23 protein-coding genes and 2 tRNA genes are annotated in these 23,178 nt (G+C 69.9%); 19 read left to right on the top strand and 6 right to left on the bottom strand.

Annotation, left to right across the window (positions count from 1 at the left end; all coding sequences use genetic code 11):
* Positions 1-379: 379 nt before the first annotated feature.
* From LV79_RS03735 to LV79_RS03725, 3 genes are all read left to right on the top strand, one after another.
* Positions 380-1,909: an FUSC family protein gene (locus LV79_RS03735; protein WP_253832030.1), complete on the top strand. Its 1,530-nt coding sequence runs from the start codon at positions 380-382 to the stop codon at positions 1,907-1,909.
* Positions 1,910-1,981: 72 nt separating this feature from the next.
* Entirely contained in the window at positions 1,982-2,182 is a 201-nt protein-coding gene (locus tag LV79_RS03730) for an antitoxin (RefSeq protein ID WP_253832029.1), read from the top strand.
* A complete protein-coding gene (locus LV79_RS03725; protein ID WP_253832027.1) occupies positions 2,179-2,808 on the top strand; it encodes a putative glycolipid-binding domain-containing protein in 630 nt (209 codons plus the stop codon). Before LV79_RS03730 ends, LV79_RS03725 begins: the two co-directional genes overlap by 4 nt.
* Here the strand turns inward: LV79_RS03725 and LV79_RS03720 are convergent.
* The 3 genes from LV79_RS03720 to LV79_RS03710 form a co-directional block, all read right to left on the bottom strand.
* Positions 2,805-4,460, bottom strand: coding sequence for a hypothetical protein (locus LV79_RS03720; RefSeq protein ID WP_253832025.1), 1,656 nt, complete (start codon positions 4,458-4,460; stop codon positions 2,805-2,807). The two genes, LV79_RS03725 and LV79_RS03720, sit on opposite strands and share 4 nt — an antisense overlap.
* A gap of 400 nt (positions 4,461-4,860) precedes the next feature.
* Complete coding sequence (locus LV79_RS03715; RefSeq protein WP_253832023.1) at positions 4,861-5,838, bottom strand: prephenate dehydrogenase; 978 nt, start codon at positions 5,836-5,838, stop codon at positions 4,861-4,863.
* A 30-nt stretch (positions 5,839-5,868) separates the two neighbouring features.
* Complete coding sequence (locus LV79_RS03710) at positions 5,869-7,104, bottom strand: M20 metallopeptidase family protein (protein WP_253832021.1); 1,236 nt, start codon at positions 7,102-7,104, stop codon at positions 5,869-5,871.
* Positions 7,105-7,181: 77 nt separating this feature from the next.
* Here LV79_RS03710 and LV79_RS03705 point away from each other — a divergent pair, with 77 nt between their 5' ends.
* The 14 genes from LV79_RS03705 to LV79_RS03640 all read left to right on the top strand — a co-directional run bounded on the left by LV79_RS03705 (position 7,182) and on the right by LV79_RS03640 (position 17,973).
* The gene (locus LV79_RS03705; RefSeq protein WP_092786239.1) at positions 7,182-7,667 is read left to right on the top strand and encodes a tRNA adenosine deaminase-associated protein; all 486 of its coding nucleotides are present in this window, start codon (positions 7,182-7,184) and stop codon (positions 7,665-7,667) included.
* On the top strand, positions 7,664-8,128 hold the full coding sequence (locus LV79_RS03700) for a nucleoside deaminase (RefSeq protein ID WP_253832019.1): 465 nt from the start codon (positions 7,664-7,666) through the stop codon (positions 8,126-8,128). Before LV79_RS03705 ends, LV79_RS03700 begins: the two co-directional genes overlap by 4 nt.
* An 80-nt stretch (positions 8,129-8,208) precedes the next feature.
* Complete coding sequence (locus LV79_RS03695; protein WP_253832017.1) at positions 8,209-8,424, top strand: CsbD family protein; 216 nt, start codon at positions 8,209-8,211, stop codon at positions 8,422-8,424.
* A gap of 104 nt (positions 8,425-8,528) precedes the next feature.
* Positions 8,529-8,618, top strand: a tRNA-Ser gene (locus tag LV79_RS03690).
* A 78-nt stretch (positions 8,619-8,696) separates the two neighbouring features.
* On the top strand, positions 8,697-9,281 hold the full coding sequence (locus LV79_RS03685) for a helix-turn-helix domain-containing protein (protein WP_253832015.1): 585 nt from the start codon (positions 8,697-8,699) through the stop codon (positions 9,279-9,281).
* A 54-nt stretch (positions 9,282-9,335) separates the two neighbouring features.
* Positions 9,336-10,460, top strand: a complete 1,125-nt coding sequence (locus LV79_RS03680) for an NAD(P)/FAD-dependent oxidoreductase (RefSeq protein ID WP_372495321.1) — start codon at positions 9,336-9,338, stop codon at positions 10,458-10,460.
* Positions 10,451-10,693 (top strand): (2Fe-2S)-binding protein, encoded by a 243-nt coding sequence (locus LV79_RS03675; RefSeq protein ID WP_253832011.1) that lies wholly within the window; start codon positions 10,451-10,453, stop codon positions 10,691-10,693. The genes LV79_RS03680 and LV79_RS03675 overlap by 10 nt, the downstream gene beginning before the upstream one ends.
* Positions 10,690-11,970 (top strand): NAD(P)/FAD-dependent oxidoreductase, encoded by a 1,281-nt coding sequence (locus LV79_RS03670; RefSeq protein ID WP_253832009.1) that lies wholly within the window; start codon positions 10,690-10,692, stop codon positions 11,968-11,970. Before LV79_RS03675 ends, LV79_RS03670 begins: the two co-directional genes overlap by 4 nt.
* On the top strand, positions 11,967-12,875 hold the full coding sequence (locus tag LV79_RS03665; protein ID WP_253832007.1) for a dihydrodipicolinate synthase family protein: 909 nt from the start codon (positions 11,967-11,969) through the stop codon (positions 12,873-12,875). Before LV79_RS03670 ends, LV79_RS03665 begins: the two co-directional genes overlap by 4 nt.
* 1 nt (position 12,876) lies before the next feature.
* Complete coding sequence (locus LV79_RS03660) at positions 12,877-13,875, top strand: proline racemase family protein (protein ID WP_253832005.1); 999 nt, start codon at positions 12,877-12,879, stop codon at positions 13,873-13,875.
* Positions 13,872-15,158: an aldehyde dehydrogenase family protein gene (locus LV79_RS03655; protein ID WP_253832003.1), complete on the top strand. Its 1,287-nt coding sequence runs from the start codon at positions 13,872-13,874 to the stop codon at positions 15,156-15,158. The genes LV79_RS03660 and LV79_RS03655 overlap by 4 nt, the downstream gene beginning before the upstream one ends.
* Before the next feature lie 28 nt (positions 15,159-15,186).
* Complete coding sequence (locus LV79_RS03650) at positions 15,187-16,602, top strand: aminopeptidase P family protein (RefSeq protein WP_253832001.1); 1,416 nt, start codon at positions 15,187-15,189, stop codon at positions 16,600-16,602.
* A gap of 42 nt (positions 16,603-16,644) precedes the next feature.
* Complete coding sequence (locus LV79_RS03645) at positions 16,645-16,782, top strand: hypothetical protein (RefSeq protein WP_253831999.1); 138 nt, start codon at positions 16,645-16,647, stop codon at positions 16,780-16,782.
* Between the two features lie 69 nt (positions 16,783-16,851).
* Complete coding sequence (locus tag LV79_RS03640) at positions 16,852-17,973, top strand: DUF2786 domain-containing protein (RefSeq protein WP_253831997.1); 1,122 nt, start codon at positions 16,852-16,854, stop codon at positions 17,971-17,973.
* Between the two features lie 32 nt (positions 17,974-18,005).
* On the opposite strand, the gene LV79_RS03635 is transcribed toward LV79_RS03640, so the two are convergent.
* Entirely contained in the window at positions 18,006-18,830 is an 825-nt protein-coding gene (locus tag LV79_RS03635) for an NAD(P)-dependent oxidoreductase (RefSeq protein ID WP_253831995.1), read from the bottom strand.
* Positions 18,831-18,919: 89 nt separating this feature from the next.
* On the opposite strand from LV79_RS03635, the gene LV79_RS03630 reads away from it, so the two are divergent.
* Entirely contained in the window at positions 18,920-19,249 is a 330-nt protein-coding gene (locus LV79_RS03630) for a winged helix-turn-helix transcriptional regulator (protein ID WP_253831994.1), read from the top strand.
* Between the two features lie 167 nt (positions 19,250-19,416).
* Positions 19,417-19,506, top strand: a tRNA-Ser gene (locus LV79_RS03625).
* 42 nt (positions 19,507-19,548) lie between these two features.
* Here LV79_RS03625 and LV79_RS03620 read toward each other — a convergent pair.
* Together LV79_RS03620 and LV79_RS03615 are read right to left on the bottom strand one after the other, a co-directional pair.
* Entirely contained in the window at positions 19,549-20,808 is a 1,260-nt protein-coding gene (locus LV79_RS03620) for an ABC transporter substrate-binding protein (RefSeq protein ID WP_253831992.1), read from the bottom strand.
* Positions 20,809-20,810: 2 nt separating this feature from the next.
* Positions 20,811-23,156: a vWA domain-containing protein gene (locus LV79_RS03615; RefSeq protein WP_253831990.1), complete on the bottom strand. Its 2,346-nt coding sequence runs from the start codon at positions 23,154-23,156 to the stop codon at positions 20,811-20,813.
* Positions 23,157-23,178: the final 22 nt, after the last annotated feature.

Genomic DNA, 23,178 nt, shown 5'->3' with positions numbered 1-23,178 from the left:
GGGGCGAATTACCGTCTAGGGGGTGAGTGACGATGTAGCGGCTCCGCACTGGTTGCGGGGGTTGTTGAGTCAGAAGCCTGCGCCCTTGCCGTGGAAGCGGGGGTTGCGGGCGGCGGCGGCGATCGCGGGGCCGGTTGCTGTTGGGCTGGTGGCGGGGCGCATCGATCTTGGTGTTTTGGTGTCGCTGGGGGCGCTGTGCGTGGTGTTCGCGGATATAGATGGGCCTTATCCCTATAGGTTCCAGCGGACGGGGTGGGCTGCCTTCGCGGGGGTGGTGGGGTACCTCGTGGGGGCGCATCTGGGCAGCTCAGGGGTATGGGCACTGGTCCTGGTGGCCGGAGTGTCCGCCTTGGTCAGCGCCATAGGAAGTACCGCGTCCATGGCCGGGTTGCAGCTGCTCGTGTTCGCCGTGCTGGGGAGTGGGCAGACGGCTGAGCCGTGGTTGGCGGCGCAGTGTTTCGGGCTCGGGGCCGCGTTTGCGTTGGTGCTGTCGCTGGCTGCTTGGCCTGTCCGGGGCGCGGCGCACGAGCGGGCGGCTGTCGCGGCGGTCTACGACCAGATCGCGGTGATGCTCGCGGCGTCGGGTACGGCTGCCGCGAGGCAGGCCCGCAGAGACCTGACCGACGCGCTTAACACTGCCTACGACGCCTTGTTCAACGTCCGCTCTCACCTAGCCGGGCGTGACCGGTCCTACCGGCGCCTGTTTGTGCTGCTCACCGAGACCACGCCGGTAATCGAAGCAGCAGTCGCGCTGGTCAACGCTAAGAAGCAAGCGCCGCCCGAGTACGTGACGTACCTGCTTGACGCTGCCTACCGGATCCGCGTTCGTGAGCCTCTTGCCGAACCGCCGAGTCCTCCCGAGGGGAGTCGCGCGGTCGGTCAGCTCCACGCCGGGTTGCGGGCGGTCGCCGAGTTCCGTCGAGGTGACCACGACACCGACCGGCGTGAAGAGAGCACGCGGTTGGACCTGCGGGTCCTCGTCGGCTGGCAGACCTGGCTGGTCGTACTGCGCCTGATGCTGTGCGTCGGGCTCGCGGTCGCCGTTGGGTGGGCGCTCGACCTGGAGCACGCGTACTGGGTGACGCTAACCGTGGCGATCGTCCTCAAGCCCGACTTCGGCTCTGTGTTCGGTAGGGCTGTCTTGCGCGGCATCGGGACAGCGGTAGGAGTGCTGCTCGGTGCGGGAGTGCTCGCCCTTGCCCCACCTAGCTGGGTGCTAGTCGGGCTGATGGCGCTCGCGGCGGCGGCGTTGCCCATCGGGCAGGTCCGCAACTACGGCATGTTCAGCACCTTCGTCACGCCGCTGGTGCTGGTCCAGTTGGACATCGCCCAGGCTGGTCAGTGGAGTCTGGTCGGCGCGCGGCTGCTGGATACGGCCATCGGCTGCGCGATCGTGCTCGTAGTGGGCTATCTGCTCTGGCCAGGCGCGCGCCGCCCACGCGTCGGTGAGGACCTAGCGGCTGCTCTAGACACCATCGCCGACTACCTGCAGCACGCCCTGAGTGGCAAGACCGACGAAAAGTCCACACTGCGCAGGCAGGCCTATCGAGCACTCTCAGACCTCAGGACCGCTTTCCAACAGTCGATCGTCGAGCCCTCCGCGGCTGGTCGCCAAGCCGCAGCGTGGTGGCCGGTGATCATCGGGCTTGAGCGGCTCACCGACGCCGTCACCGGCGTCGCCGTCGCGATCGACCGGGGCGCCGACCCCCTCGCCGAGCACGACACCAGGGTGTTGGCGGCGGCGGTCCGGGAGGCGGGGAAGGCGGTGCGCGGCGAGCGGGCTCCCAAGCGGGTGGTGCTGCCGACCGACGACCGGCTCGACCGGGTCGTCGGCGAGCTGACCTCGGTGAACGCGACCCTGCGCGGGCCGGTGCTCGCGGGCGGGCGTCGAACCCGGGTGCCGGAGTAGGTATCTTGATTGTTTGGCAGTGGGCACTGCTGGATCGGTTGGGTAACCTTCCAGCTTGGCGTGAGGAGCAACATGGGCATCGACTTCAACCAGCTCAAGCAGCAGGCGGAGAGCCTGGTCGAGCAGCACGGGGACAAGATCGAGCAGGGCGTCGAGCAGGCGGGCGAGTTCGTCAAGGGCAAGTTCGGCCACGAGTCCCAGGTCGACGCCGTCGTCGACAAGATCCAGGACCTGATCCCGGACAAGCCGCAGACCCAGGGCGACCAGGCGTGAGCTCGCCGACCTCGACCGAGCGGGCGGAGACGGCGGCCCGGCTGCGCAACCCCGCGGTGGTCACCTGGCAGGGCACCGGCCCGACCTCGCTGGAGTCGGTGCGGCTGCTGCTCGCGGACGGGCGCCTCCGGGCGTCCGGCAGGCTTATCGTCGCTGGTGACCGCCAGGCGGGTGTAGAGGCGTACAGCGCCTCTTACGAGGCCTCCCTTGACCGCGGTGAGGAAGCGGGCAGGCTCTTGCTCCGCACGACCACCGCTGAGCAGGAGCGGCAGATCTCCCTGAGCCGCGCCGAGGACGGCACCTGGCTCGTCGACCACGGCCACACCTCCGCCAGGGACCACTTCGGCGGCTCGGTCACCGTGCACGTCGCGGGCGCGGTCACCTTCGCCACGCTGCCCATCCGGCGCCTCAACCTGCACCGCACGCCGGGCGAGTTCGAGATCCCGGTCGTGCACGTGTCGCTGCCGGACCTGCAGGTCAGACTGGTCGACCAGACCTTCCGCACCGTCTCGGTCGACGAGCGCGGCGCGGTCATCGCCTTCACCCAGGGCGAGTTCAGCACCGAGTTGACGGTGGACGCCGACGGCGTGGTCGTGGACTACCCGGGCGTCGCGACCCGCGTCTAGTCCACCAGCACGAACGACGCGTAGGCCAGCGCCGGGATCGTCTTCTCGTCGACGCCGACGGCCTTCACCTCGATGGTGTGCCTACCGGGGTCCAAGCCGCCGGTGGGCAGCGCGACCCGCCACCGCCCGCCGACGCCGGGCCCGTCGACGACGGTCGGGATCCCCGCGATCCGCTCGCCGTCCAGCCGCACCTCGATCCCGGCCAGACCCGCCAGCCGACCGGCGATCCGCTGGCCGTCCCGCCCGTTGGTGCGGACCTCCATCACGAGCCTGCCCCGCTGGACCGGCGCATCTCCGGGGAGCAGCTTCCCTGCCGCGTTGAAGAAGACGACATCGGGCTCGGGTAGCGCTGGCTTGATCCGGGGGAGTGGCAGGTCGGTACCGCTACCGGCCGCCGGGGAGACAGCGCCTTCTGGCGCGGTTAGCTCCAACGTCGCGTTGACGACGTTGGTCGCTGCCTGGCCTCTATGGACTGGCCCCCGGATTCGCAGAGGCAGCGTCTTGCCGTCAGGTCCCAAGACAAGAGCCTCAGCCGGTACGTCAGCCACGATCGGATAGCGCACTCCCCGGGACAACGGCTGCCCCGGGATGGCTGGTCGAGCGGGGAAGGTAGCGCCACCGATCTCGATGCTGAAGATGTCCCCTGTGTCCTCGCCGGGCTTGTTCTGCGCGAGCAGCACTGCCCTCACCTGGGCGCCTTGAGCCCCCTTGACCCGGGCGCCGTTAGCGGACGTCGACAGCGGCGCGTCCGGAGCGATGACGACCCGTCCAGCGTCCACCGGCGGTGGCACCACCAGCACCGGCGCGGCCGTGGGAGCACCGACGAACCCGATGAGGTTGACCGCCGCGTAGACGCTGTTCTTCTGCCCGACGAACCCCACCAAGGCGGTTGCCTCACGCCAGGTGGGCACGACGTTGCTGGTGCCGATCAAGACGCCGTCTTGCACTACCTGCACCCCGGCCTCGCTGAACACCACCTCCCAGCGGACCGTGAACCCGATCTCCGGTGGTTTCGGCGTGGTGCTGCCCCCGCCTCTGGTCGTGCGCGGGGTGCCGGGGGCGACGATGACACCCACGTCGGTGGTGCTGCTGCCCTGACCCGCGATCCACACGCGGATCGCCCCAGGCGGCAGCGTGGGGTCGTCCGCGGCGGCGCCCGCGGGCTCGTGGACGCGGGTGAGCCCGGTCGGGGAGCCGCTGATCAGGTCAGCCGGGCCGGGCACCAGGTCGAGCTGCAGGATCCCGCCCAGCCCGATCTGGTCGGTCTCGATGACGAAGCGGCCGAACTCGCCGTTGACGGGCTTGTCCAAGAGCCGGAACGGCGGTCGCGCGCGGAGGGCGACGGACTGGTCGCCGCAGCTGGCGCTGATCACCAGCCGTCGGCCGTCCTCGCCCTCGCCGCTGGTGGCCTTACCGCAGCCGTTGGGGCTGGCCAGCGTCCACTTGACCGGGTCAGGGGTGACGCGGGAGTTGAACCTGTCGCTGAACGACCAGGCTGGCTCGTTCGTCGGGTCTTCCGGTGCCGCGTTGGCCTTGGTGGGCTCGGACCGCTGACCGTAGGTGTCGATCGTGCGGACCTCGATGTCGTAAGACGTGTTTTCGAGCGCGTCCAACTGCGCACCGGGGAAAGAGACCAGGCGGCTGAACTCCATTGTCCCCATACGGCCCCAACGCACGTCGTAGCCCGCCGCGCCTAGAGGTTCGTCTGGACCCCATCGCACCTGGAGTCGTTGTGGCCCGGGGGTGATCGTGAGTGCCTTGGGTGGTTTCGGCTTATCAGCCGGTGCAGCCACGACAACGCCATCAGCGGCGAACGGTTTAACAGTCGTCTGCGGCGCGGGGATCGGGACCGTCGTTGGCCCTGCCTTCTCCTCCGGCGGCGTGCGCAGCACGAGGATCGCCCCGACCAGCACGGCCAAGCCCGCCGCGATGGCCACGGTTCGGCGCACGCGGTTAGGGCGTACCGGCGTCGGTAATGGTCCCGGGAGATCCACCGGCCCAAGGTAGGCGTCGTTCAGCCACCTCTTGGTGATTCGTTGCCGAGCCGATACCTCAGTCGGTCAGCACGGGAAGGGCGACCGCGGCCATGTCGCCGTCAAACCCGACAACCCGCCCACCGCGGGCACCGACCAGCCGCAGCTCTTCCATCGGGTCCGGGCCAGTTAGATCCACCATCGCCTGTGCGCGCCCAGCGAGCCGGTAGGTGTCATAGGTGACCCGGCCCGCGTGCCCGGCGTTCACGGTGGCGCCAAGCGCGCCAGTGGATGCCAACGCGCCACGCGCCGCGCCAAGCCTGCCGAGCGCCTCGTCGACCGCGTCCAAGAGGGCCGCGCGGTTCCCCTCGCACATCGCCAGCACGAGCTCCGGCCTGCTGCCCGAGACCCGTGTCCCGTCGCTGAACGACCCGGCCGCCAGCGCCATGGCCAGCGGTCCGCCATCGGCGCCGCACGCGGCCAGCACGGCGGCGAGGACGTGCGGCAGGTGCGAGATCCTGGCCACCGCTGCGTCGTGCTCCTGGGTGGTCGTCGGCACGACCCCCGCACCGCAGTCCAGCGCGAGCTGAGCCGCCTCGCGCCACGCCGCGAGCGTCGTCTCCTCGTCGGCGGTCACCACCCAGGCCGCCTCGGTGAACAGCGCGGCCGTGCTCGCCTGCCAACCCGACTCCGACTTGCCCGCCATCGGGTGCCCACCGGCGAACCTGGTCGACGGAGCGTACTTGGCCACCGCGTCGGCGACCGGTCCCTTGACGCTCACCACGTCGGTGAGCAGGTTCTCGGGGGCCAGATCACCGACCTTGCGCAGCACGGCGTCAACCGCGGGTAGCGGTACCGCGATCACCACCAGCGCGTCCTCGGCCGCGGCTCGGCGCAGCGCCGCGTCCACGTCGATGACGGTGTAGCCCTCGGCGATCGCGCCTTGCGCGTCCGCGGACGACCCAGCCGTCCCCCACACCTCTCGCCCAGCAGCCGCTGCCGCCCGTAGGACGGAACCACCGATGAGCCCCAACCCGACCACGCACACGGATCGCATGTAGCCGGATTGTGCCGTATGGATCACCTGTCAGCGCAGCATGTCCAATGCGAACGCTGCGTAGGTGCTGACTCCGTGCGGTAGCGCTGACTCGTCGAAGTGGACCCGGTTGGAGTGGTTGGGCGCCGCCTCGTCCGGATCAACCCCAGGTGGGCACGCACCCAGGAACGCCATGGCGCCCGGGACGCGCTGCAGTACGTAAGACCAGTCCTCCGCGCCCATGAGCGGGTTCGTCATCGGGTTGACGTGCATCGACCCGAGCGTGGCGCGCGCGATGTCGTGCACGCGGTCAGCCACCTCGTCGTCGTTGACCGTCACCGGGTAGCCCGCGTCGACCTCGAACGTCGTGGTGCAGCCGTGCGCCGCCGCGATCTGCGCGCAGACCCGCGGGATCTCGGCGAGCATCGTGGCCCGGGACGCCTCCGACAGCGTCCGCAGCGTGCCCTCCAGCTCCGCGGTCTCCGGGATGATGTTCGACGTCGTGCCCGCGGAGATCCGCGCGATGGTCAGCACGGTCGGCTCGAACACGCTGATCCGCCTGGTCACCACCGTCTGCAGCGCGCCGACCATGGCCGCCGCGGCCACCACCGGGTCGACCGCGTCGGACGGGTTGGACGCGTGCCCGCCCTTGCCGGTGATCCGGATGGTGAACGAGTTCGCGCTGGCCATGATCGGACCTGGCCTGCTCCGCAGCACCCCCGAGGTCTCCTTGGAGGTGATGTGCAGCGCCAGCGCCTTGTCCACCGGCCGGTCGGCGACGTCGAGCAGGCCCTCGTCGAGCATGAACTTCGCGCCGTAGTGGCCTTCCTCGCCCGGCTGGAACATGAACACGACCGTGCCCGCCAGCTGGTCGCGGCGCTCGGCCAGCAACCGGGCAGCCGAGGCCAGCATCGCGACGTGCGTGTCGTGGCCGCACGCGTGCATCGTGCCCTCGGTCTGGGAGGCGAACGCGAGGCCGGTGTCCTCCTGCAGCGGCAGCGCGTCCATGTCCCCGCGCAGCAGCACGGTGGGACCCGGGCGGGCGCCCTCGAGCACACCGATGACCGAACCGACCTTCTGCCCGGTGTGCACCCGCAGGTCGAGCCCCTCCAACGCGGAGAGGACGGCGGCCTGCGTCAGCGGGAGCTCGAGGCCCTGTTCCGGGTGCTGGTGGAGCTGCCTGCGCAACGCGACGGTCTTCGGCTGGAGCGCGTGGGCGGCGTCGAGCAACCCGCTGAAGCGGGGGTCGCCCGCCAGCGGGGAGGCGGTCGGTGCCTGGTTCGTCATTTCTCGATAGTGTCATCGCGCGCCGGTATGGGGGACTGCTTCTTCCGGGTGACCTCCTAGCGGAATACGGTGTGGGCATGTCGGGAGAGGAGCCGGTACCGGGCTTCGGGGTCGCTGTCATCCGCGAGGACGGCAAGTGGCGGTGCGATCAGATGGACAACATCGCGCTGCGCGAACTCGACGCCGCGATCACCGAGCTGCGCAAGACCCGGTCCACCGGGGCGGTATTCGGTTTGTTGGCCGTCGATGACGAGTTCTTCGTCGTGCTGCGGCCCAGCCCGGGTGGGGTCGCGCTGCTGCTGTCCGACGCCGCGGCCGCGCTGGACTACGACATCGCCGCCGACGCGCTGGACCTGCTCCGGGTCGACCCGCCCGAGGACGAGGACGAGGTGTGGCCGGAGGGCTCGCTCGACATCCTCGCCGACCTCGGGCTGCCGGCGCCGGAGCTGCAAGTGATCATCGACGAGGTCGACCTCTACCCGGACGAGCAGCTGCAGATGATCGCCCAGCGGTGCGGGTTCGCGGCGGAGCTGACCAAGCACCTGGACACCATCCTGCAGTGAACACCGGCGCTGACCTGGACAGACTCGTCCGCGCCGCGCTCGACGCCGCCCGCGTGGCCCCGGCGACCGGTGACGTCCCGATCGGCGCGGTGGTGTTCGGGCCCGACGGCGAGCCGCTGGCGGCCGCCTGCAACGCCAGGGAGGCGCTCGGCGACCCGACCGCGCACGCCGAGGTGATCGCGTTGCGCGCCGCGGCCGCCGTCCACGGGGACGGGTGGCGGCTGACCGGCTGCACGCTCGCGGTCACCGTCGAGCCGTGCACGATGTGCGCTGGCGCGGCCGTGCTGGCCAGGGTGGCCAGGGTGGTGTTCGGCGCGTGGGAGCCCAAGACCGGCGCTGTTGGCTCATTGTGGGACGTCGTCCGGGACCGCAGGCTCGGCCACCGGCCGGAGGTCGTCGGCGGGGTCCTTGAGGCCGAGTGCGCCGCGCTGGTGGCGGAGTTCTTCGCCGCCAAGCGCTAGCTGTGACTTGAGTCACATTACTGTTGGAAGACCCCCGGGAGCGGACACCCCACTGGTGCGAGCGAAACGGAGGAATGGCGATGAGCGTGTTCGACAAGGCCAAGGACAAGGCCGAACAGGTGATCGGCGAGGTCAAGGAGAAGCTCGGCCAGGCCACCGACAACCGCGACCTGGAGAACTCAGGCAAGGCGGACCAGGTGAGCGGGCACACGAAGGAAGCGGCCCACACGGCCCGCGACAAGGTGGCCGGAGCGGTGCACGACGCCAAGGAGCGTCTGGACAACGACCGCCGCTAACACCCCAGATCACGGGCCCGCCTCCTATCCCCCGGGAGGCGGGCCCGTTCTTGTTCCGGGATCCCGTTTTCACCGCCCCCCGCGCGTCTAGTACTCTCACGCGCGGTGGCGTGTCCGAGCGGCCGAAGGAGCGCGCCTCGAAAGCGCGTGACGGTTCACCCCGTCCGTGGGTTCAAATCCCACCGCCACCGCCAGGACTAAGAGGGCTGGTCAACACTGACCGGCCCTCTTGTCGTTTCTCGGCACAGGTGCCGGTCTAGGGAGGTCTGGTGGTGAGCAGGCCCGCGGGGCAGGTGCTTGCAGGCAACCTGCGCGCACTACGGGAACTGGGCGGCCTGTCGTTGTCCGAGTTGGCGCGGCGCTCCGGGATCGCCAAGGGGACGCTGTCGCAGCTGGAATCCGGGACGGGTAATCCGACCATCGAAACGGTGTTCAGTTTGTCGAACGCCCTCGGGGTGCCGGTGTCCAGCCTGCTGACCGCGCCCGCCGAGTCCGAGGTCGTGCTGGTGCGCGGCGCCGAGGTCGAGGTGCTCTCCGGGACCGCCGTCGACCTGCGGATGCTGCGCAGGCTCGACCTGGCCGACACCGTGGTCGAGGTCTACGACCAGCGGGTCCGGCCAGGGGAGACCCAGTACTCGCCCGGGCACACCGGACGGGAACACGTGCTGGTAACCGAGGGTGTACTCCGCGTGGGACCCCCGACTGACCCCTACGAGGTCGGCCCGGGCGACTACGTGTGCTTCCCGGCGGCGGGTCCGCACGTGTACTCCGCCGTCGACGGCCCGGTCACCTCGATCCTGCTGCTCGAGTACCCCTCCACCGGGGACCGACCCGCCATCGGGGTACACGGGGATTGACCGCTCCGCCCGCGCTGCCTACGCTCAGGCCGTTCACTTCAATGAACGATGGGAGTGCGGGTCGTGGATGTGGTCGTGGTGGGTGCGGGAGTGATCGGTGCCGCGTGCGCCGACGCGCTGTCGTCCGCCGGGCTCCGCGTCACCGTGCTCGACCGCGGACCGCTCGCGTCAGGGACCAGTGCCGCGGGTGAGGGCAACATCCTGGTCTCCGACAAGGAGCCTGGCCCGGAGCTAGACCTCGCGCTGTCCTCTTTGAGCAGGTGGCCGACCCTCGTCGGTGACACTGACATCGAGTGGGATCCCAAGGGCGGCCTTGTGGTCGCGACCGGGGACCCCGCACCGTTGGCGCACTTTGCCGCTGTGCAGCGTGAAGCGGGTATCGACGCTAGGTGGATCACCCCGGCCGAGGCGCTGGAACGTGAACCGCATCTGACGACCCGTGTCACCGCTGCTGTCCACTATCCGCAGGACGCGCAGGTGCAGCCGGTCCTGGCCACGCAGGCACTTCTATCGAACGTTCGTCGTCGCGGTGGTGTCCTGCGTCCTGGCGTCACTGTTGTGGGTCTCGACGCTAGAGGCGTGCACACATCGGAAGGCATCATCGCCTGCGATCACGTAGTCAACGCCTGTGGTCCGTGGTCGGGTGAGGTCTCGCGAACTCTTGGCGCGCCCATCGCGATCGCACCCAGGCGCGGAATGGTTCTGGTCACGGCACCGCTACCGCCCACCGTGCGCCACAAGGTCTACGACGCTGACTACGTAGGCGCTGTTGCCAGCGGTGACGCTGACCTGCAGACGTCAACGGTGGTCGAGTCGACCGCTGCGGGCACGATCCTCATCGGGTCCAGCCGCGAACGGGTCGGGTTCGACGAGTCCATCAGGGTTCGAGTGCTGCGGGAGTTGGCACGTAAAGCTGTTGCGTTGTTCCCCACGCTCGCGGATGTGCCTGTCATGCGCGCTTACGGTGGTTTTCGCCCTTACGCGCCGGACCACCTACCCGTCATCGGGCCTGACCCGCGCGTACCTGGCCTCTGGCACGCGACCGGACATGAAGGCGCGGGCATCGGCCTGGCCGCCGCGACTGGCGCACTGCTCGCGGAACTGCTCACCGGCGTGACCCCGCACCTGGACCCAACGCCGTTCCGAGTGGACAGACCGGGGGTGCTCGAATGCGCGTGACCATCGACGGGGTGCCGAGCCAGGCCGCTCAGGGGCAGACCGTGGCAGGCGCGCTCTTGGCCGCCGGTCGCACTTCCTGGCGGACCACGAGGCACGCGGGCAAGCCGCGCGGTGTCTTCTGCGGCATCGGTGTCTGCTTCGACTGCCTGGTCACCGTCAACGGTGTCGCTGACGTGCGCGCCTGCCAACGAGTCCTGGTCGACGGTGACGACATCCGCACGGAGGAACCGTGAGAGTCGTCGTGATCGGAGGCGGTCCGGCGGGTCTTGCTGCTGCCGGGGCCGCGGCCGCAGCAGGCGCGGACACGGTGCTGGTCGACAGCGAGCCGGTGCTCGGGGGCCAGTTCCACCGCGGTCACCCGCAGCGGGTTGACGCAAGAGTTCGCCACCTGGCCAACAGCACGGTCTGGGCCGTAGAGGGCATGCGGCTGCATGTACGTACGGGCCAGGCAGATAGCCCTAGTCGCACCGGCGAGGTCCTTAACGCTGACGCGGTAGTTCTTGCTACCGGCGCACACGACCGCGTAGTGCCGTTCCCAGGCTGGGACCTCCCCGGCGTGTACACGGCTGGCGCAGCGCAAGCGCTTGCCAAGGGCCAGGGCATCGCCATCGGCCAGCGCGTCGTGGTCTCCGGCACCGGCCCGTTCCTCCTTCCGGTCGCCCAGTCGCTCAAAGCGGTGGGTGCCGAGGTTCTGCGGATCTGCGACGCCAACACCGGCTTGGGCTGGCTCGGGCACCCGCGTGCGGCGAGCCCGGCCAAGCTCGCGGAGCTGCTTGGGTACGCCGTTCGGCTAAGAAGCGCGTGGCGACCCCGGACCGCAGTCGTTGCCGCACACGGTGAGGACAAGGTCAACGCCGTCACAGTGGCCAAGCTGAATCCGGACTGGACTATCCGGAGCCAAGAGCGAATCGCGGTTGACGCTGTCTGCGTCGGCCACGGGTTCACCCCACGCCTCGAGTTGGCGGTCACCGCCGGTTGCACACTGGTAGACGGATTCGTTGCCGTAGAACACACCGGCGCTACCTCGGTCCCCGGCTGGTACGCGGCAGGTGAAGTCACCGGCATCGGCGGCGCTGACCTGGCCGCCGCCGAGGGCGAGGTAGCAGGGACGGCAGCAGCTAGAGGTTCACACCCGTCAAGAGCCCTAGCGAAGGTACGCAGCGGCCGCAGGTTCGCCGCTGCTCTAGCCGCCGCCCACCCGATCCGCGCTGGTTGGCATACCTGGCTCACCGACGACACGCTCGTCTGCCGCTGCGAAGAGGTCACGTACAAGGACCTCCGTGCCGCCGTTGACCTAGACGCCGCCGGTACGCGCACTTTCAAGCTGACCAGCAGGGTCGGCCTCGGCCTGTGCCAAGGCCGGACCTGCGGTCGTGCCGCCATCGACATCGCCACCGCCCTCGCCAGCGACCGGCGCACCTTCTTCACCCCAGCTGACCTGCAACGCCGCCCCATCGCCACGCCGCTGCGGCTGGCCGAACTCGCATCCCTGCCAGAGGAGGACCTGTGACCGAGCGTCTCGACGGCGTCATCGTGGCCACTGCCCTGCCCTACACCCCCGACGACGCCGCGCCCGCCGGACTGCGCCCTGACTTGGACCGCTACGCCGAGCACTGCCAGTGGCTGGTCGAGAGCGGTTGCCGGGGCGTTGGCCCCAACGGCTCGCTCGGCGAGTACTCCTCGCTGACCGACGCCGAACGCCGTGAGGTCGCCCGTACCGCGATCGACGCGGTGGGCGACAACGGGATCGTTGTCGTTGGAGTCCACGGAGTCGGTGCGCACCAAGCGAAATACTGGGCCGAGGTCGCGGCCGAGGATGGTGCCCACGGCGTCTTGTGCCTGCCGCCGACGATGTACCGCGCGAACCCCGGTGAGGTCATCGAGCACTTCGCCGCCGTCGCCTCGGTAGGCCTGCCGGTCATGGTTTACAACAACCCGATCGACACCAAGGTGGACCTCACGCCCGCTCTTATGGCTGAGATCGCCCAGATCGACAACGTTGTCGCGGTCAAGGAGTTCTCCGGGGATGTCCGCAGGGTCCTGGAGATTCGCGAAGCAGCACCGGACCTGACCGTGGTCGCAGGCGCGGACGACGTTGTCCTCGAATCGCTGCTGATGGGCGCTACCGGCTGGTTCGCCGGTTTCCCCAACGTCTTCCCCGTCGAGTCCGTCCGCCTCTATGAGCTGGCGCTCCAGGGCAAGGTGGCCGAGGCCCGCGCGCTCTATGAGCCCATGGTCGCCGCGTTCCGTTGGGACTCGCGCACCGAGTTCGTGCAGGCCATCAAGCACAGCATGGACATCGTCGGCCGGTTCGGCGGTCCGTGCCGACCGCCGCGCGGGCCGCTGTCCCCGCAGCAGCTATCGGCGCTAGAGGCCGACATGCGCCGCGCGGTCGACGCCGTGCAGGCGGCCTGACATGCGGTCCACCCGCGTCCTGCACGCGGTCGACTCGCACACCGAGGGCATGCCGACCCGCGTGATCACCGGCGGCGTCGGCGTCATCCCCGGCAGCACCATGGCCGAGCGCCGCGAGTACTTCATGGCCAAGCTCGACCACCTGCGCGAGTACCTGGTCAACGAACCGCGTGGCCACCCCGCCATGAGCGGCGCCATCCTGCAGCCGCCCACCAGGCCGGACGCCGACTGGGGCGTGCTCTACATCGAGGTGTCCGGCTGCCTGCCAATGTGCGGGCACGGCACGATCGGCGTGGCGACGGTGCTGGTCGAGACCGGGATGGTCGAGGTCACCGAGCCGGAGACGGTCATCCGGCTCGACACCCCGGCCGGTCTGGTCGCGGCCACGGTCGCCGTGCGCGACGGTCGGGCGGTATCGGTGACCATCGAGAACGTGCCGTCGTTCGCCGTGGAGCTGGACGCGACCGTCGACGTGCCGGGGCTCGGGGAGGTCCGCTACGACATGGCCTTCGGCGGGAACTTCTACGCGATCCTGCCCATCGCCGAACTCGGCATCCCGTTCGACCGCGCGGAGAAGGACCGGATGCTCACCGCCGGTCTGTCCATCATGGACGCGATCAACGCCGCGAACCGGCCCGTGCACCCGGAGAACCCGGCGTTCGGCGGGTGCAAGCACGTCCAGCTCGTCGAACCGCGACCCGACGGCGGATCGCGGAACGCGATGGTGATCTACCCCGGCTGGTTCGACAGATCCCCCTGCGGTACCGGTACCTCCGCGCGGTTGGCCCAACTCCACGCACGCGGTGAACTCGACCTCGGCCAGGACTACGTCAACGAGTCGCTTCTCGGCACCCACTTCGTCGGCAGGTTGGTGCGGTCGGCGCAGGTAGGCGAGACAGCCGCAGTTGTGCCTACCGTTACAGGGCGCGCCTGGATCACCGGTACAGCGCAGTACATGCTCGACCCCACCGACCCATTCCCTAGGGGGTTCGTCCTGTGAGGATCGTGTCCACTTCGCCGCAGTCACCCGAAGACGTCGTCATCGACGTTCCAGAAGGTGACGCAGTCGGCGCTGTCGCACGCGCTCGTACCGCTCAACGCGAGTGGGCGGCTACCGGCCCTGCCGTTCGTGCGGCTGCTCTAGACGCGATCGCTGACGCGGTGGCCGGATCCGACCTGGCCCAGCTGATCGTGCGGGAGGTGGGCAAGCCCATCACCGAGGCCAAGGGCGAGGTCGCCCGCGCTGTCGCGATCTTCCGGTACTACGCGCAGCAGGCCTACGACCCGATCGGTGAGACCTACCCCGGCGGCCTGTTCCTGACCGTGCGCAGGCCGCGAGGCGTCGCGGGTCTGATCACGCCGTGGAACTTCCCCCTCGCGATCCCGGTGTGGAAGGCCGCGCCCGCGCTCGCCTTCGGCAACGCCGCCGTGATCAAGCCCTCCCCCGACGCCACGGCCTGCGCGCTGCGCCTGGCCGAGCTCGTCGAAGGGCACCTACCGGAGGGCTTGTTCGCGGTCGTGCCCGGCGGCGCGGACGTCGGGACCGCCCTGGTCGACTCGGCCGACGTCGTGTCGTTCACCGGATCAGGGGCGGTCGGCCGCCAGGTGGCCATCGCGGCCGCCGGACGGGGTATCCCGGCGCAGTGCGAGATGGGCGGGCTCTCGGCGGCCATCGTGCTGCCCGACGCCGACCTGGACCGGGCCGCCGCCGACATCGCGTACGCGGCCATGGGCTTCGCCGGGCAGAAGTGCACGGCCACCAAACGGGTGATAGTTGTGGGGTCGGGCACCCGCGACGCGCTCTTGTCCGCCGTGGACGCGCTGCGCATCGGGGACCCGGCCGACCCGACGACCGCCGTCGGGCCGGTGATCAGCGCCGCCGCCCGGGACCGGGTGGTGGCCGCGGGTGGCTCCGCACTGGACGCCGACGGCTGGTTCGTCCGACCCACCCTGGTCGGCCCCGGCACCAGGCTCGACCGCGAGGAGGTGTTCGGCCCCATCGCCACCATCACCGAGGTCGCCGACGCCGACGCCGCGGTCGCGCTGGCCAACGCCACCGACTACGGCCTGGTCACCGCGCTCTACACGGCGGACCTGACCGCGGCGCTGTCCTACGTGGAGCGCTGCGAGTCCGGGCTGGTGAAGGTCAACATGCCGACCGCGGGCGTGGACTTCCACCTGCCGTTCGGCGGCGAGCGCGGCTCCGGCTACGGCGGCAAGGAGCAGGGCAAGGCGGCCGCCGCCTTCTACACCCTCAGCCGCACCGTCCAACTGTCCCGATAGTCCCTGACCAGGTGAAAGAGGTGTTCAGATGAGCGACCGCCCGGCCCGACGCGACCCGTCGAAGTTGGTGGAGGCCGAGGGTTTCCGCGAGTTCGTCCGCGACGACTGGGGCCCGGCCGACCGCACGGTGCACACGGTGCCCGGCGCGGCCGAGGCCGCCGAGGCGCACCGGGCGCGGCTGTCCGCCGCGTTCCCCGGCAAGCGCATCGCGCTGGCCGCGGGCATCGCCCCGACCAGGTCCAACGACACCGACTACCAGTTGCGCGTCGACAGCGACTTCGCCTGGCTCACCAACTGCCACGCCGAGGGCGCGGTCCTGGTGATGAACCCCAACGGCGCGGGCCACGACGCCGTGCTGCACCTGCGCGAACCGGCGGGCCCGGCCGAGCCGGACTTCTTCGCCAGCGCCCGCGACGGCGAGCTGTGGATCGGGGCCGTCCCCGGCCTGGCCGAGTGGTCCGAGGCGCTGCGCGTCGAGTGCCGCCCGCTGGAGGACCTGCCCCGCTCGCTGCGCGGTCAGCTCCCCGAGGTGCTCGCCGCCAAGGGCGTCGACCCGCTGCTCGACGCCCTGGTCGGCGCGCACAGCTCCGAGCTGCGGACCGTCCTCGCCGAACTCAAGCGGATCAAGGACGACTGGGAGATCGGGCAGCTGCGGGCGGCCGTGGACGCGACCTACCTCGGGTTCGAGGACGTCGCCCGCGAGCTGGACACCGCGGTGCGCGGCGGCGGTGAGCGCTGGCTGCAGGGCACCTTCGACCGGCGCGCCCGCACCCTGGGCAACGGCCCCGGCTACACCTCCATCGTCGCCGCCGGTCCGCACGCCCCGGTCCTGCACTGGACCAGGTGCGACGGCCCGGTCGCCGAGGACGGCCTGCTGCTGCTCGACGCCGGTGTCGAGGTCAGCACCCTCTACACCGCCGACGTCACCCGCACCTTCCCGGTCGCGGGCGAGTTCACCGACGCCGAGCGGCGCGTGTACGACCTGGTGCACAAGGCGCACCTGGCGGGCATCGCCGAGGTCAAGCCCGGCCGCGAGTACAAGGCCTTCCACGACGCCTCGATGCGCGTGCTCGCCGAGGGCCTGCACGACTGGGGCCTGCTGCCCGGGTCGGTCGAGAAGTCCCTGGAGCTCAACGGGCAGCACCACCGCCGCTACATCGTGTGCGGCATCGGCCACCTGCTCGGCATGGACGTGCACGACTGCGCCAGGGCCAGCGCGGCGGCGTACCACGAGGGCACCCTGGAACCGGGCATGGCGCTGACCGTCGAACCGGGCCTGTACTTCCACCCGAACGACCTCACCGTGCCCCCGGAGCTGCGCGGCGTCGGCGTGCGCATCGAGGACGACCTGGTGGTCACCGCGACCGGCGCCGACGTGATCTCCGACGCGCTGCCCATCACGGCGGACGGGATCACCGAGTGGGTCCGGCAGCGGCGGGGGTAGCCTCGAGTCCGCTGTAGACAGGGGAGATGAAGGAGGGACGTCGTGACAGACCACGACGAGCGTCCAGAGGGGACCGGGAAGCACGCGGCACCGGAAGGGGCCGAGCGACACCCGTTGATCGACCTGTCCCGTGACCCGAACCCGGGCAAGCCGGACCACGCGGCCCCCGAGGAGGACTGAGCCGGGGGTGACCGACCCGCGTCGAACAGGTGTTTGAACGAACCGCGCCCAGGGTGCAGTATGGGCGCCATGCGAACACCTGATCGAGAGACGCGCGGGTCGGTCGCCCTGCTCGCCGCCCGGTTGACCGAGGCCGCCGCGCTCGGGCCGGGTGCCGCTCTCGACCGGGTCGACCAGGTGGCCGCGCACGGCGCCGACCTGGCCACCGCCGCGTCCGCCGCCTCGCTGTCGCGCGCGCTCGAGCTGCTCTGGCAACGCGGCTGGCTTCCGGGGGAGGCCGTCGCCGCCGTCCCGAAGCAGCTGACCGGGCTGATCACCGCCGCCATCGGCCACGAGTGCCGTCGCTACCCGGCGAGCCGCCTGCACCCGACGTGGCGCAGCCAACTCGCCTCGTTGGATGCCACCCCGCTCGCGCTGGCCTCGCCGCTGGTTCCCGCGTTGTGCCTGGTCGTCGAGCTGGTCGGGGGGCTGATGGCGCTGCCGCAGCTGCCCAGGATCGTCCCCGGACCGTGCGAGTCCGACGCGCCCACCGGCAGGTCAGGCGTCGACCCGCGGGTGATGGCGAAGGTCCGCGGCCTGCTGACCAAGGCCGAGTCGACCCCGTTCGCCGCCGAGGCCGAGGCGCTGTCCGCCAAGGCCCAGGAGCTGATGTCCCGGTACGCCTTCGAGCAGGCCGTCACCACCGCGGACCACCCCCAGCAGGCCACCGCCCGCCGCCTGTGGCTCACCGGCCCCTACCAGGCCCCCAAGGCCCAACTCGTCGACGCCGTGGCCACCGCCAACCGCTGCCGCTCCGTCTTCTACCCCCGCCTCGGCTGCGTCGGCCTGGTCGGCCACGACACCGACCTGGAGATCACCGAACTCCTCGCGACGTCCCTGGCCACCCAGTCCACCCGGGCCCTCACCCACGCCCCCGGCCGCACCCGCGCCTACCGCCACGCCTTCCTCGTCGCCTACGCCCACCGCGTCCACCAACGCCTCCTCACCGCCACCGCCACAGTCCGCCCCACCTCGACCGCCCTGGTCCCCGTCCTCACCTCCCGAGAAGCCGCAGTCGACGCGAAGTTCACCGCCCTCTTCCCCGGCATCCGCACCCGCCGCACCACCGCCACCAACCCCTCCGGCTGGCAAGCAGGCCTAGCCGCCGCCGACCAAGCCGACCTCCACCCCCACCGCCGCGTAGCCAGCTGACGCGAGGTCTATGTCGACGACTCTTGACCTGGCTAGCGCAGGTCGTCGACTAGGCCTGCGGTGTCCTCTTGGGACTTACCGGCGGCTGCGCGTTGGGCCATTAGGTCGAAGTACGGCATAAGAAGCCGCGGGTCGACGCCTTGGCTCTTAGCCGTGTCGACGAAGGTGGGGATACCTGCGGCCTGCATGCCTAGGTTTGAGGTGACGTTGGTGGTGTAGTCGCCGGTGGTTAGGCGGTGGGCGAGGTCGTGGGCGGAGCCGGTTGTCGTGGTGATCCAGTCGACGAGTAGTGGTGCGAATGTGGTTGGGTCGATGTCCTCCGCGCGTAAGAGGGCGAAGGCGTGTGTGACGCCTGCCAGCATTCCGTACATGCCGGACAGCAAGGCCACGTCGTAGAGCGCCGCGTGGCCGGGGTCCTCGCCGACGTAGTGGATGCGGGCGGGTACTGCGAGGACGTCGCGGTGGTCGTCCACGACCGCGGGGGAGCCGCTGTAGAAGACGAACGCGGCGGGTGTGCCGATCATCGGGGGTACGGCCATGATCCCGCCGTCGAGGAACCGGGCGCCGCGTTCGGTGGCCCACGTCGCGCGGTCGCGGCTCTGTTCTGGGGTGCTGGTGGTGAGGTTGACCAGGTCCTTGCCGGTCAGGTCCACGTCGTCGAGCACCGTGGTGACCGAGTCGTCGTCCAGCAGGCACGTGACGACCAGCTGGTTCGCGGCTACTGCCGCTGCTGCGGTGTCGGCGTCTTCGGGTGACTTGCGGGTGCGGTTCCAGACGGTCGGCTTGATGCCCGCCGCGCGCCAGGATTGTGCGATCGCGGTGCCCATGGTGCCGAGTCCGAGGAGGGTGACTGCCATGCGCCCAGGCTGGTCCGGGCGTCTTCGCTGATCAAGTACGCACTTTGAAGTGGGTGCGCGCCCTGGCCGTCGTGGGGCACTCTGGAGGCATGGCCACCACGCCCCGCCCCGGCGCCCACCACTGCGGCATCGACGCGGCCATGGACGTCATCGGCGGCAAGTGGAAGGTCCTCATCCTGTGGGCCCTCAACGACCACCCGCGCCGCTTCGGCGACCTCCGCCGCAACCTGCCCGGCATCACGGAGAAGGTCCTCACCGACCACCTCCGCGAACTGGAAGCCGACGGCATCGTCGACCGCCAGGCCCACCCGGTGACCCCACCCCACGTCGAGTACTCCCTCACCCCCCTCGGCCACTCCCTCAACACCGCCCTGGCCCCCCTCGGCGACTGGGGTCGGGAACACGTCCTCAACGCCTGACTCAGGAAAGATTCCGTCGATCGGGTGAGGAATTGCCCGCCTGCGGCAATCCGGGGGTTCGGCCACGCGACCCGACAGCACGCGGCCCAGCGGGTGTTCGCGCTGGTGGGAGCCTGTGAGGACCCCGGTTTTGGCTGGCCGGACGGCCGTCCGGTATCCTCTCCGGCGGAGGATTCGCATAGTGGCCTAGTGCGCACGATTGGAAATCGTGTTGGGTGTTAAAACCCTCGGGGGTTCAAATCCCCCATCCTCCGCCACAGGAGCGCCGGTCACCGTTGGGTGGGCGGCGCTTCGGGCGTTCAGTGCAGGGTCGCGCGCATCTCCTCGGCTAGTTGGTCGAGGCGGGGGGAGACGCCTTCGACTCGGTCGAGGGCGCTGTGCAGGTTTTCCTGCATGAGGTCGGAGACCCGGTCGTACTGCTCGGTCTGGACCCGGTCGCGGGCGCGGTCGAGGCTGTTGTGCAGGACTTCCAGGTAGGGGAACTTGCCGCGCAGCACGGGATCTGTGTAGAGGCTGCGGACGGTCGGGGCGAAGCCGCCATTGGCGAACAGTTCCTCTTGCTCGTTCTCCTCGGTGTAGAAGCGGATGAAGTCGCGGGCGGTCTGCTGGTGTTGGGAGCAGGGCGAGATGGCCAGGTTCCAGCCGCCGAGGGCGCTGGGGCCGGGGAGGGTGGTCACGCCGACGGCGTTGGCCACCGGGGAGTCCGGGGCGGTGACCTTCGGGTAGGCGTACGGCCAGTTGCGCATGAACAGGGCCTTGCCCGCCTGGAAGTGCTCGCGGCTGCGTTCCTCGTTGAACCCGGTGGCCGCGCGGGGGATCCAGCCGTCGCGCAGGCCGCGGGCGAGCATCTCGACGCCCTGCTTGGCCTGGGGGGAGTTGATGGTGATCGCGCCGTCGGTGGTTAGGTCGCCGCCGTTGGCCCAGATCGCCTCTAGGGCGTTGACGGTAAGACCCTCGTACCGCGAAAGCTGCCCTACGTAGCCGTCTATGTCATAGATGGGCATCAGCTTGGTGGCGATCGCGATGAGTTCGTCCCAAGTCTTCGGTGGACTGAGTCGCTGCTCGTCGAGATAGTCCTTGCGGTAGAAGAGGAGCCCCGCGTCGGTGCGCGCCGGTATCGCGTAGAGCTTGCCGTCGACGGTGGCGTTCTGGACCGGAACGTGGAGGAACTTGCCCATGTCGAACTCCGTTGGGTCCAACGGCAACAGGTAGTCCGCCCTGGCGAACTCTGCGGTCCACACAGCGTCGACCGCCATGACGTCGTTGCACCTACCGCGCGCGCCGGGCAGTGCGCCGTCTTGGGCTGCGGCGACCAGTGACGCCCGGTGTGAGTCGGAGGACGATGACTGCTCGACGAACGTCACCCGTTCCTTGATGCCACGGCGGTTGTTCCAGCGGTCCACCAACCGTTTCACCTGCGTGTCCAGAGTTGTGTCCCGGCCGTCGACGAAGGTGATCGGACCTCTGGCGTGGACGCGGTCGTCGATGGCGCGGCCGGTGGTGCACGCGCCCGCGGCCACGAAAACCACCGCTAGGCTTGTGCAGAGGAGCTTCTTCATCCTTACCTCCAAAGCCCTATCGCGACCAGGTTGGCCAATCGCGCGGCGTCCGTCTCCACGGAAGCCAGGTCTATGCACCTGCCAGCCGCCGCCGTCGCGATGTCGGTGAGGCCTGCGGACCGGCACGCGCCCGCGAGCAGGTTGATCACAAGAAGCCGCGTCGGCCGTGGGCCTTGCCCGGCTACTTTTGCCTTCAACGCGGGCATGTCCGCCTGGCTCACGTCGGCGGTAGCGGAGTCAGTGACTATGACGAGGAGGTCCGTACCATCGGCAGTCCGGTCTGCCCGCAGTCGATCCATACCCGCCACTATGGCTCCGTAGACATCGGAGTTGCCTGCGGTAAGAGGAAAGTCGGGCCGTGCGGCCTTCCGGATGGCGCTGGTCTGACCGGTTCCCAGCGGCACAACGTCTTCGGCAGTCCTACCGAAGGCCAGCAACCCGACCTCGTCGGTGTCCCCGAACTCCTGGAGCAACCGGCGCACCAGTTCGGTCGCGGTCTGGACCCGGTTGCCCCGCTGGAACGGCGCGCCCATCGTCTGCCCGACGTCCACCGCGAACAACACCCGGGGGTGCGTGCTCCCCGCGACCGCCGCGCTCTCCACCTCGTCGAACGCGGACTCGGGGCTGACCGGCAGCGGCCTCGGCAGCGCGGGCACCTGTCCCTCGTCGCGCCCGATGTGCCCGCCGGGGTCGCGGAAACCGGAGTTGCGCAGGTCGGCGGCCGCCGACGGGCTCATCAGGTACTCGTAGAACCGGTCGATCACCTGGCGGCGCTGGTGGTGCTCCGGTCGGTCGGTCCAGCGCACGACCACGAACGGGTAGTCCTGGACCGGCGAGTCGGTCCGCAGGTACAGCGGCGTCAGGGCTTCCGGCCGCGCCGTCGCGGAGCAGTCGCTGCCCAGTTGCCTGCCCCGGTTGTAGTCGATGACGGCCTTCTCCGACACCAGCGCGGCGAGCTGACCGGGGTTGGCGCGGATGGTGCACAGCAGGCTCCCGCTGTCGCGGTTGGGCGCGAACGGGATCTCCCGCTCGGCGCCGTGCACGAGGCGCGGTACCGACTCCGCGCTCATCACCTGCGGTGTGAGCTGGGGCTGGTCCAGGCGGTAGCGGAAGTACGCGATCGTCGCCAGCATCCCCGCGCTCGACGACCGCGGGTCGGGCCTGCTGAACCCGCCCCGGCTGCTCGCCGCCTGCACGACGGACTGCCAGGTCACCCACTGGCCGCCGACGGGGCGCAGCGCGTCGACCACCGACTTCGGCGCGGCGAGGACGATCGGCGACCGCGCGATGCCCGGTCGTTGCTCCAGCGTCGCGCCGATCCCCGGCACCTTCGCGAGCCTGGCCGCGACGTGGTCTATGTCGACGGTCGAATCGGGCACCCACACGTGCGGTTCCGGCCCGTGGTCACGCAGGTCGTTGCCGCCGGACCAGCCTTGGCCGAGCGCGTCGACCGCGCCGCCGTAGGTGTCGGCCATGACCAGCACCCGGGCTTGCCTGCACTTGTTCTCATCGGCTTGATAGGACGTCCGCTCGAAGTTCAGCGCGAGAAGTCGTAGCGCGGGCGCCATCTCCGTCGACGTGAGCACGTTGAGCTGTACGGGATTCGCGCACCTGGTGTCAGGGGCCGCCGCACCCGCCAAGAGGTTGGTCGTGGGTGCGAGCAGCAGCAGCGACGTGAGCACGACCGCCTGCCACCTCGGCCGAGGTAGCTGGACCTTGGGCAGTTTGGGCAACTGCACCGCAGGTAGGCGAAGAGACGGTTTTGCTCTTACCGGGCGCGGGGAGTCGGGCGTGCAGATCCACGTCGTGGTCTTGGTTTCCTTCTGCCGCACGGTGTAAGAGCGGTAGATCGCCGGGTTTGCGGCAGGCTGGTGCTTCACGACGTGCTCGAAGAACCAGCCTGACACCGCTATGGCGAGCACGCCGGAGGAGTCGGCGAGCACATCGCGAAGAGGCTGGGAGTCCAGCAGCCGGAACGCGTGGTCGAGGTCCCTGCCGTGCTTGCCGTTGTCGTCGGTGCCGACTTCACCGGCGTGTACGACAACTCTTAGCCGTATCTGCGTCTCTGGCCCGTGGTCGGCGTTGTGCTCGCGCAACGCCGCTGCCAACTCGTGCGGTAGCGACGCCACCAACTCGCCCTTGGGTACGTCCGGGACGAGCAGGAACAGGCCGTCGCCGCGGTCCTCGTGGTAGCCCCACGGGAGTCTTGCTCTGTCCAGCGCGCGGTGCAGGGCCGCATAGAGGCCGTCCCTGACCACTTTCTGGTGTCGGTCGGTTCGCCGAACGTCGCCGTAGCTCTCGACGTCGACGGCGAGGATGCTCGTGTGCTTGTCCGCCGGTTGGGACACGCCCTGCTCCCGTTGGGTCGCC

Source organism: Actinokineospora globicatena (genome assembly GCF_024171945.1).
Classification (GTDB): Bacteria; Actinomycetota; Actinomycetes; order Mycobacteriales; family Pseudonocardiaceae; genus Actinokineospora; species Actinokineospora globicatena.
Note: the sequence above shows the minus strand (reverse complement) of the source record. Positions and strands in the feature narration are given on the sequence as shown.